The sequence below is a fragment of the Bradyrhizobium sp. SHOUNA76 genome (genome assembly GCF_023006445.1).
Taxonomy (GTDB): Bacteria; Pseudomonadota; Alphaproteobacteria; order Rhizobiales; family Xanthobacteraceae; genus Bradyrhizobium.
Genome location: NZ_JALBHA010000265.1, coordinates 1 through 8,694 on the forward strand (window position 1 = coordinate 1; position 8,694 = coordinate 8,694).

The 8,694-nt window shown below is 64.0% G+C and carries 10 protein-coding genes and 2 pseudogenes; 8 read left to right on the plus strand and 4 right to left on the minus strand.

The annotated features are described in order from the left end of the window. From MOV74_RS23605 to MOV74_RS23615, 3 genes and pseudogenes are all read right to left on the minus strand, one after another. A pseudogene (locus MOV74_RS23605) lies at positions 1 to 148 on the minus strand (shikimate dehydrogenase); the annotation flags it as partial. A 144-nt stretch (positions 149 to 292) separates the two neighbouring features. Beyond that, complete coding sequence (locus MOV74_RS23610; RefSeq protein ID WP_246927770.1) at positions 293 to 1,255, minus strand: LysR family transcriptional regulator; 963 nt, start codon at positions 1,253 to 1,255, stop codon at positions 293 to 295. Positions 1,256 to 1,657: 402 nt separating this feature from the next. After that, positions 1,658 to 1,834 (minus strand): hypothetical protein, encoded by a 177-nt coding sequence (locus MOV74_RS23615; protein ID WP_246927771.1) that lies wholly within the window; start codon positions 1,832 to 1,834, stop codon positions 1,658 to 1,660. 164 nt (positions 1,835 to 1,998) lie between these two features. On the opposite strand from MOV74_RS23615, the gene MOV74_RS23620 reads away from it, so the two are divergent. The 8 genes from MOV74_RS23620 to MOV74_RS23655 all read left to right on the plus strand — a co-directional run bounded on the left by MOV74_RS23620 (position 1,999) and on the right by MOV74_RS23655 (position 8,347). Next, entirely contained in the window at positions 1,999 to 2,736 is a 738-nt protein-coding gene (locus MOV74_RS23620) for a LuxR family transcriptional regulator (RefSeq protein WP_246927773.1), read from the plus strand. Positions 2,737 to 2,821: 85 nt separating this feature from the next. After that, positions 2,822 to 3,481, plus strand: a complete 660-nt coding sequence (locus MOV74_RS23625) for an acyl-homoserine-lactone synthase (RefSeq protein WP_246927781.1) — start codon at positions 2,822 to 2,824, stop codon at positions 3,479 to 3,481. Position 3,482: 1 nt separating this feature from the next. Then, positions 3,483 to 3,701, plus strand: a complete 219-nt coding sequence (locus tag MOV74_RS23630; protein WP_246927782.1) for a hypothetical protein — start codon at positions 3,483 to 3,485, stop codon at positions 3,699 to 3,701. A 310-nt stretch (positions 3,702 to 4,011) separates the two neighbouring features. Beyond that, on the plus strand, positions 4,012 to 4,929 hold the full coding sequence (locus MOV74_RS23635; protein ID WP_246927784.1) for a branched-chain amino acid ABC transporter permease: 918 nt from the start codon (positions 4,012 to 4,014) through the stop codon (positions 4,927 to 4,929). After that, positions 4,926 to 5,870 carry a branched-chain amino acid ABC transporter permease gene (locus MOV74_RS23640; protein ID WP_246927786.1) on the plus strand — a complete coding sequence of 315 codons (945 nt, stop codon included), beginning with the start codon at positions 4,926 to 4,928 and terminating at the stop codon, positions 5,868 to 5,870. Before MOV74_RS23635 ends, MOV74_RS23640 begins: the two co-directional genes overlap by 4 nt. Next, positions 5,863 to 6,630, plus strand: coding sequence for an ABC transporter ATP-binding protein (locus tag MOV74_RS23645; protein ID WP_246927788.1), 768 nt, complete (start codon positions 5,863 to 5,865; stop codon positions 6,628 to 6,630). The genes MOV74_RS23640 and MOV74_RS23645 overlap by 8 nt, the downstream gene beginning before the upstream one ends. Beyond that, entirely contained in the window at positions 6,623 to 7,336 is a 714-nt protein-coding gene (locus tag MOV74_RS23650; RefSeq protein WP_246927793.1) for an ABC transporter ATP-binding protein, read from the plus strand. The genes MOV74_RS23645 and MOV74_RS23650 overlap by 8 nt, the downstream gene beginning before the upstream one ends. 180 nt (positions 7,337 to 7,516) lie before the next feature. Next, positions 7,517 to 8,347, plus strand: a complete 831-nt coding sequence (locus MOV74_RS23655) for an AraC family transcriptional regulator (protein WP_246927795.1) — start codon at positions 7,517 to 7,519, stop codon at positions 8,345 to 8,347. Positions 8,348 to 8,417: 70 nt separating this feature from the next. Here the strand turns inward: MOV74_RS23655 and MOV74_RS23660 are convergent. Beyond that, positions 8,418 to 8,694: pseudogene (locus MOV74_RS23660) on the minus strand (hypothetical protein); the annotation flags it as partial.

The window sequence follows — 8,694 nt, forward strand, 5'->3', positions numbered from 1 at the left end:
CGGCGACCTCGATCAGCTGGTAGTGGCCGCGCAGGCCAAGCGCCTCGGCGGCGCGCTCATGCATGGCAGGGGACGCGGAATGCGCGATCGGCGCGCCGATCAGGCCGGTGAGGAGCTTCTGGCTGGCGGCGTATCCGCGCTTCGACATGGTCGCTATCGTCTCGTTGGGAGCGTTCGGTCCCGGTCATTAGCGGGGAAACCCACGCAATTCCAAGGGGGCTTTCCAACTGCGACGATAGCCTTTCCCCTGCCTAACACAATTACCCATTTGTCCAGCAAACCTAACATCATGTTATTTCTTTCGCCCGCGCGCCGGCACGACCTTGCCGTTGCCGCCCGGCACGGCTTTGCCGTTGCCGCGGGATGGCTCGACCGCGCGCATCTCGGTGCGCAGCGACTCGATGAAATACTCGGCATGAAGCGACAGCGGCGCGCCGCGCTTGACCGCGATGTAGGTGTCGAACCGCGTCGGCTCGGTGATCTTCAAAAGCTCGATCCCGGGATAGCCGCCGTGAGCTACGGTGAACTGGTCGATGATGGCGATGCCGAGCCCGGCCTTCACCAGCGCGCAGACGGTGGTGCCGAAGCGCGCGCGGATGGTGATGTTGTAGTCGAGCCGGTTGCGCGCGAAGATCTCGGCCATGATGCGGCCGTAGGGATCGTTGGGATCGATCCCGATCAGCGGATAGCGGGTGATCTCGGCGGCCGAGACCTGCTTGCGGCCGGCGAGTTCGTGGCCCGGCGGCACGATGCAGTACAGCTCGCCCGAGGCGAGCGGCATGAAGTCGAGCGCGGAATGCTCCAGCCGGTAGCTCATCGCAACGCACTCGCCGCGGCCGAGCATGAGATAGTCGATGGCCTCCTCGAGCTTGAGGATGTTGATGTCGATGCCGAGATCGGGATAGCGGCGGCGCACGCGCTCGATCGCGCGCGGCACCATCACCTGCGAGATGCTGGGTACTGAGCCGATCCGCAGTTCGGACAACCCGCCGCGGCCGATCTTGGAGATGATCTCGGAGAGATCGTCGACCTTCTTGTAGACGCCGTTGATCTGCTCGAAGATGTTCTCGGCTTCCGGCGTCGGGAAGTAACGCCCGTTCTGGCGCTGGAAGAAGCGGATACCGAGCGAGCGCTCGGTGTATTTGACGAGGCGGCTGATCCCCGGTGCCGAGACGTTGAGCAGCTTCGCCGCACCGCCGATGGTCCCCGTCACCATCACGGCACGGATCACTTCAACCTGGCGCAGCGTCATCATGTTCTTTGCGTCCGAAAGACGATCATGGCGGCGATCATCTTACGAGAGCTGCGCCGTCATCCAGCGGCAAGTGTGTGTCGATGTGGACAGTAAAGGCAAGCCTCTCTCGTGTCCCGGACGCGCCGCAACGCGTTTTGGCGTTGCGGCGCAGAGCCGGGACCCAGAAAGCCAGGGAGGAAGTTGCGGATGGATGGGCCTCGGCTCTGCAGCGCATCGCTCGCTGGACGATGCTTCGCATCGCCAGGGAGACGCTGCGCTGCGTCGGGGGCACGAGGGTGCGGCTGGTGTCCTCAAGCTTCCCACTCCGGAAGCGGGAGAAGGGAAGGCAACGGTCAGATCGCTTCTAAATCAGCGCATTCATAACGGCAGGCGTCGCAGAGTGCGTAACGCGGCAACCGCGCTTCAGCTCGCCGGGCCCTCGGGCGAGACGCTCTCGGCCAGCGCCTCAAGCTCGCTTTGCAGCACCTCGCGCGCGAACTCGATGATCTTCTGCTTGTTTGCCGTTTCGTGGACGGCGAAAAACACGCGGTTCAATTCCAGGCCGAGCACGCTGTTGAGGGCAATGTCCTCGTCTTCCATTTGGTTTTCCCGCTGCGGACGCTCAGGTGTATCGTCACGTCAATTCTGCCACAAGTAGTTTAAAACTTCAGAGCAGATGCGCACCGGGAAACTACGGCCGCAGCGCATTTGAGGCAGCTCCCGAATACGTGCTATAGGAAGGGCGAAAGTCAGGAAAGGCACCGATGTCCGCCGCAGATGCCGTAGATTATGGCCGGGAGGCGCTCGACTTCATCGAAGGGCTTGGAGCCTACACCAAGGTTCCTGACGCCATGGACGCGCTTGCAACCGCGTTCGGCCGGTACGGTTTCGAACATATCATCGTGACGGGCCTGCCCAATCCCGAGCAGCGCTTTTCCCAGATGGTGCTCGCCAAGAAGTGGCCGGCGGAGTGGTTCAGCCTCTACACCCAGAAGAGCTACGACCGTGTCGATCCCGTGATCCGCAAATGCCGGCAGTCGGTGAACCCGTTCGAATGGTCCGAAGCGCCGTATGATCCGGAGCTGGAGCCGGGTGCGGTGGAGGTCATGCGGCGCGCCGCCGATTTCCGCATGTCGCGCGGCTTCGTCGTGCCGATCCACGGCTTGACCGGCTACGAGGCCGGCGTTTCGCTCGGCGGCGTCCATCTCGACCTCAATGCGCGCAGCAAGCCGGCGCTGCATCTGATCGGGATGTACGGCTTCGACCACATTCGCCGTCTGCTCGATCCGGCGCCGCATCCGTCGACGCGCCTTACCCCCCGCGAGCGCGAGGTGATCGCCTGGGCCTCACAGGGCAAGTCGGCGTGGGAGATCGGCGAGATCCTGCACATCACGCAACGCACGGCGGAAGAGCATCTTGCAACTGCCGCGCGCAAGCTCGGCGCCGTCAACCGGACGCACGCGGTCGCGATCGCGATCCGCCACAGAATCATCAATCCCTGAAATCCTCGCCTACTGGGAAATTTCCCAATAGTCGGTTTTGTCTTTTTCGCTGAGGCTCCCCTCATTTCAAGCCATGGGGGAGTTCATGATTCATGTGATTTCTGCCGTCAATCGGCACCTGTACGAGGACGTCCTCGAACAGCATTTTCGGGTTCGTCACGAGATTTTCGTCGAGGAGCGGAAATGGGAGGCGCTGCGCAAGCCCGACGGCCGCGAGATCGATACCTACGACAATGAGGACGCAGTCTACCTGCTGGCTCTCGAGAACCGCCGGGTGCTCGGCGGCTCGCGCCTGTATCCGACCACCAGGCCGACGATGATGAGCGAGGTCTTCCCGCATCTCGCCGCAGTACGCAGTTGCCCCTCGGACCCGCTGGTCTGGGAGTGGTCGCGCTTCTTCGTCTCGCGCGAGCGCCGCGACGGCGCCTTCAATCTGCAGTTGATGGCGGCTGCGCAGGAATTCTGTCTCGACCAGGGCATCGAGCGGCTTTGTCTCGTGATGGAGACTTGGTGGCTGCCGCGCTTCCACGACATCGGATTCGTCGTGACGCCGCTGGGATTGCCCGCGCTGGTGGAGAACTCCTTGACCATGGCGGCAACGATCGAGATCCGTCAGGAGTCGCTCGATGTCGTGCGTGACCGTATCGGTTTGACCAGCGTCGTCCGGCAGGACGGTCCGCGGATCGACTGCATTGCCCGTGCCAACCTCTGCGGCGCTGCTGCCGCGCAACGAAAGAGCGCCTGAGATGTCGAACATGATGCGGGACAGCCAGATCATGGCGCAGATCGAGGACGAGAATCTCGGCTACATGTCCGACATGGCGCTCGAACTGGCGCAGATGGCGGAAGAAACCGGACTGGCGACGCTGGCCTATCTGTTCCGGATGGCGGCGCTGGAGGCCTCGACGGCCAACAGTGTGCTCGCCGAGCAGGATGACCTTCCCCAGCGGATGACGTCCCACTAGGCGTCATCCTTGCTGACATTCTGACAAATTCGCACTCTCTCGCCGGGCCAACCGGCGAGAGGGTGTGCGTTTGGGTGCGGCAGGTTGCCCCAGCCTGCACGGCGACAATGTTGCGTTGCGTTTGGCAATGCCGTTTTGGGCGGCGCGCCAGGATGCAACAAAGTGCATGTTTGATGTCGAATCGCTCTTGCCTCGGAACGATACTGCCATTACCCATTTTTCCGCCTTGAACAGGCAGGGGGAGCTCTTTCACTGATGGCGACCGTGTTCGAACATCGGCGCGACACCGCGTGCGCCTGAAAGAGTCTTGATGCTGCTCGTCGTCGAACAGTTCTTGAACGGATTGCAGTTCGGCCTGCTGCTGTTCCTGCTTGCCGCGGGCCTGACGCTGGTGTTCGGGATCATGGATCTCGTCAACCTCGCGCACGGCTCGCTCTACATGATGGGCGCTTATTTCGCTGCGACCTTCGCGGCCTGGACCGGCAGCTTCCTGCTCGGTGCGCTGCTGGCGCTCGGTGCCACGCTCGTGCTCGGCATCGTGCTCGAGATGAGCGCGCTGCGGCATCTCTATGGCCGCGACCATCTCGACCACGTGCTCGCGACGTTCGGCCTGATCCTGTTCTTCAACGAAGCCGTCCGGCTGATCTGGGGCCCGGCGGGCCTGGCGCTGCCGCTGCCGGCCTGGCTCACCGTGCCGGTGCCGATCCTGCCCGGCATTCACTATCCCGCCTATCGGCTCGCCATCATCGCTGTGGCGCTGCTGGTCGCGCTGCTGCTCTATCTCGGCGTGATGCGCACCCGCATCGGCATGCTGATCCGGGCGGGCGCCTCCAACCGCGAGATGATCGGTGCGCTCGGCATCAACATCAAACTGCTCTACACGCTGGTGTTCGGCTTGGGCGCCGCCCTCGCGGGCCTTGCCGGGCTGATGCAGGCACCGATCCTCACCGTGCAGATCGGCATGGGCGAGAACATCCTGATTTTGGCCTTCGTCATCATCGTGATCGGCGGCATCGGCTCGATCCGCGGCGCGTTCCTCGCCGCGATCTTCGTCGGCATGATCGACACGCTCGGCCGCGCCTTCCTGCCCAATTTGCTGCGGCAGGTACTGAGCGGCGCCGCTGCCTCCACCGCCGCACCCGCGCTGTCGTCCATGCTGATCTATCTCGTAATGGCGATCGTGCTGGTGGTTCGGCCGGAGGGGCTGTTTCCGGCCAACCGCCGATGAAGGCTTTCACGGTGAGCAAGGCCGTCACGGCCCTGATGCTGGCGGGGCTCGTGCTGCTGCCGCTCTATTCGCAAATGTCGGGTAACATCTTCATCCTGACGCTGTTCACCCGCATCATCATCCTGGCGCTGGCGGCCGCGAGCCTGAATCTCATCATGGGTTTCGGCGGCATGACGAGCTTTGGCCACGCCGCCTATCTGGGCATCGGCGGCTACGCGGTCGGCATGCTCGCGCAGGAAGGCGTCGGAAGCGGCTTCATCCAGTTCCCTGTCGCGCTCGCGGCTTCCGCGATCTACGCGCTCGTGATCGGCGCGCTCAGCTTACGCACCCGCGGCGTCTATTTCATCATGATTACGCTGGCCTTCGCCCAGATGGCCTATTACGTCGCCTCGGGCCTGGCGCGCTACGGCGGCGACGACGGCCTCACCGTTTACAAGCGCAGCGACTTCTCCGGGCTGGTCGATCTCTCCAATCGCACGCAGTTCTATTATCTCTGCCTCGCCTGCTTGTTCGGCGTCATCTTCCTGATCTGGCGCATCGTCAATTCGCGCTTCGGTCTCGTCGTGCAGGGCCTGCGCTCCAACGAGCAGCGCATGCAGGCGATCGGCTTCCCCGCCAAGCGCTACCAGCTGGTCTGCTTCGTCATATCGGGCACGATGTGCGGCCTCGCCGGCGCGCTGCTCGCCAACAACACCGATTTCGTCAGCCCGGCCGTGATGTACTGGACGCGCTCCGGCGATCTCATGGTGATGGTGATCCTGGGCGGCATGGGCACGCTGTTCGGCCCGATCATGGGTGCGGTGGTGTTCCTGCTGCTCGAAGAGTTCCTGTCGCAGATCACCGAATATTGGGCGCTGATCATGGGCCCGCTGCTGCTGCTGATCGTGCTGTTCGGCCGCGGCGGCATCATCGGCATGCTCGGGAGGGCTGGCCGTGGCTGAACCCCTGCTCCGCGTCGAAAAGCTGGTGCGCCGCTTCGGCGGCATCATCGCAACCGACAACGTCTCGCTCGACGTCGCCAGCGGCGAGCTGCATGCCATCATCGGCCCGAACGGCGCCGGCAAGACCACGCTGATCAGCCAGCTCACCGGGCATCTCGAGCCGCATTCCGGCAGCGTCTCGCTGGCCGGGCGCGACATCACCTATTTGCCGGCCTATCGCCGCTGCGCGCTCGGACTTGCGCGTTCGTTCCAGATCACCTCGCTGCTGCTCGATTTCACCGCCGCGGACAATGTCGCGCTGGCAGCCCAAGCCCATGCCGGCACCTCGTTCCGCTTCTTTGCCAATGCGCGTAAGGAGCGATCCTTACGCGATGCCGCGCATGCCGCGCTCGATCGCGTCGGCCTCGCCCATCGCGCCGATGTGCTGGTGTCGAAGCTCAGCCATGGCGAGCGGCGCCAGATCGAGCTTGCGGTCGCGCTCGCAAGCAAGCCGAAATTGCTGCTGCTGGACGAGCCGATGGCCGGTCTCGGCGTCACCGAATCCCAGGGCATGGTGAAGCTGCTCCAGGAGCTGCGCAAAGAGGTCTCGATCGTGCTGGTCGAGCACGACATGCCGGCGGTGTTCGCGCTTGCCGACCGCATCTCGGTGCTGGTCTATGGCCGCGTCATCGCCTCCGGCGATCCGGCCGCGATCCGGGCCAACGAAGACGTCAAGCGCGCCTATCTCGGCGACCAGCATGTGGTGACGCATCATGGCTGACACGCTGCTCGACGTCGACGGCATCGAGACCTGTTACGGCCTGTCCCAGGTGCTGTTCGGCCTGTCGCTGTCGATCAAATCAGGCGAGATGGTCTCGCTGATGGGCCGCAACGGCATGGGCAAGACCACGACCATCCGCTCCATCATGGGCCTGACGCCCGCGCGCGCCGGCAGCATTCGTTTCGCCGGCGCCGAGGTCAGGCAGCTTCCCTCGTACAGGATCGCAAAGCTCGGCGTCGGCCTGGTGCCTGAGGGACGTCAGATCTTTCCGAACCTCACCGTGCGCGAAAACCTGGTCGCGGCCGCGGCCGATCGTTTCGATAGCCCCAATCCCTGGACGCTCGCCGCGATCTACGTGCTGTTTCCGCGGCTCGCCGAGCGCGCGTCCAACATGGGCAACCAGCTCTCCGGCGGCGAGCAGCAGATGCTCGCGATCGGCCGCGCCCTGATGACCAACCCGAAGCTGCTGATTCTGGACGAAGCGACCGAAGGCCTTGCGCCGCTGATCCGCGAAGAGATCTGGAACTGCCTGTCGCTGCTCAAGAGCCGGGGCCAGTCGATCCTGGTCGTCGACAAGAACGTCGACCACCTCGCCCGCATCTGCGATCGCCACACCATCATCGAACGCGGCAGGACGGTGTGGAGCGGCACCTCTGACGAGCTGATGGCCGAGCCGGATCTCCAGCACAAATATCTGGGCATCTGACGCGTTCGTCGCCGTCCGCGCGCAACGCAAAGCCTCTTGGAGCAAATCCAGTTTCGAAACCCTCCAAACTGCGCGCTCCGCCCTTGAGCGCGCCGCCGTCAGCCGTCAAAGAAGCCGCTGCGTAAGCGGAATTCGATGCGGGACTTTTACGATCAAATTGTCGGACGGCCTCAAGACGACATGAGTTCCGCACAGCCCGACGTTTCGACAGCGGGCCAATGGCTGGATTTTCCGGGCTGCGTGTTTGTCAGGGGCGAGTTTCGCACCGACGCGGGCGGCCCTGCGATCGCAGCTTCGGGCCTGTTCATCTCCGTGGCATTCGACGACAATGCCGGCCGCGGCGTTCTGACGCGCGCGGCCAGCGGTGAGCGGCAGATGACGGCAATTGCCGCGCGCGAAGACAGCGCTGTGGCGCGCTCTGGCGATCGTCCGGCCATCGGCCTTGCTCTTCCCCGCGCGTCCATCGATGAGCTTGGACTCGGCGACGAGTTTCAGGCGCTGTTTGGGAACGACGGGGCAGGCACGGCCGTCGTCTCTTTGACGGCATCTCCGCGCATCGAGGCCGTGGCGGCAGAAATGTTCTCGCCGCCGGTCGCGGGAACCGCAGGCCAATTGCTGCTGTCGGCGCACGCCGCCGAGATCATTGTCCACGCCTTGTTCAGTGAGCGCGGCCGGATTGCGGTCGACCCGGCCGCCGACCTCCAGAGGATGCGGTTGCAGTCGGTCAAGGAGCGGATGGATGCCGATCTCGCCTATCCCTGGAGCATCGACGAACTGGCGCGGAGCGCAGGGTTGAGCCGCAGATCCTTCAACCAGAAATTCCAGATGGCGTATGGCGAGAGCGCCATCGATTATTTGAGGGCGCAGCGGCTCGATGCCGCACGTGCGCTTTTGATCCATCAGCGCTTGTCGGTCACCGAAGCGGCCTATCGGGTCGGCTATGCCCATCCGGCCAATTTCGCAACGGCGTTCCGCAGGCGTTTCGGCCATTCGCCGAAGCGCTGTCAGTAAACTCGAAAGCCTCCACGCGCGATCAAAGGTGATTTGCCCGCGCGCAAAGGCGGTGAGCGCCTCGATCTGATTACTCCCGGGTTGTCCAAATACGGAACTCGGGGAAGACGATGAGGCGCAACGACGGACGAACGCCCGGCTGGGAACGAATGAAGGGCGGCCTGGGCATGGCTGGCTTGGGGGTAGCTGGCTTGGGGGTAGCCGGCTTGGGGATGGTGCTGCACGCCACGCCGTCGCTTGCACAGGTCTCCGGAACCAGTTCGACGTCGACGGCGGCGACATTGCCGCCCGTCACGGTCGAGGCACCGAACCAGGCGCGTCCGCGCGCCCAATCTGCCCAGCGCGCC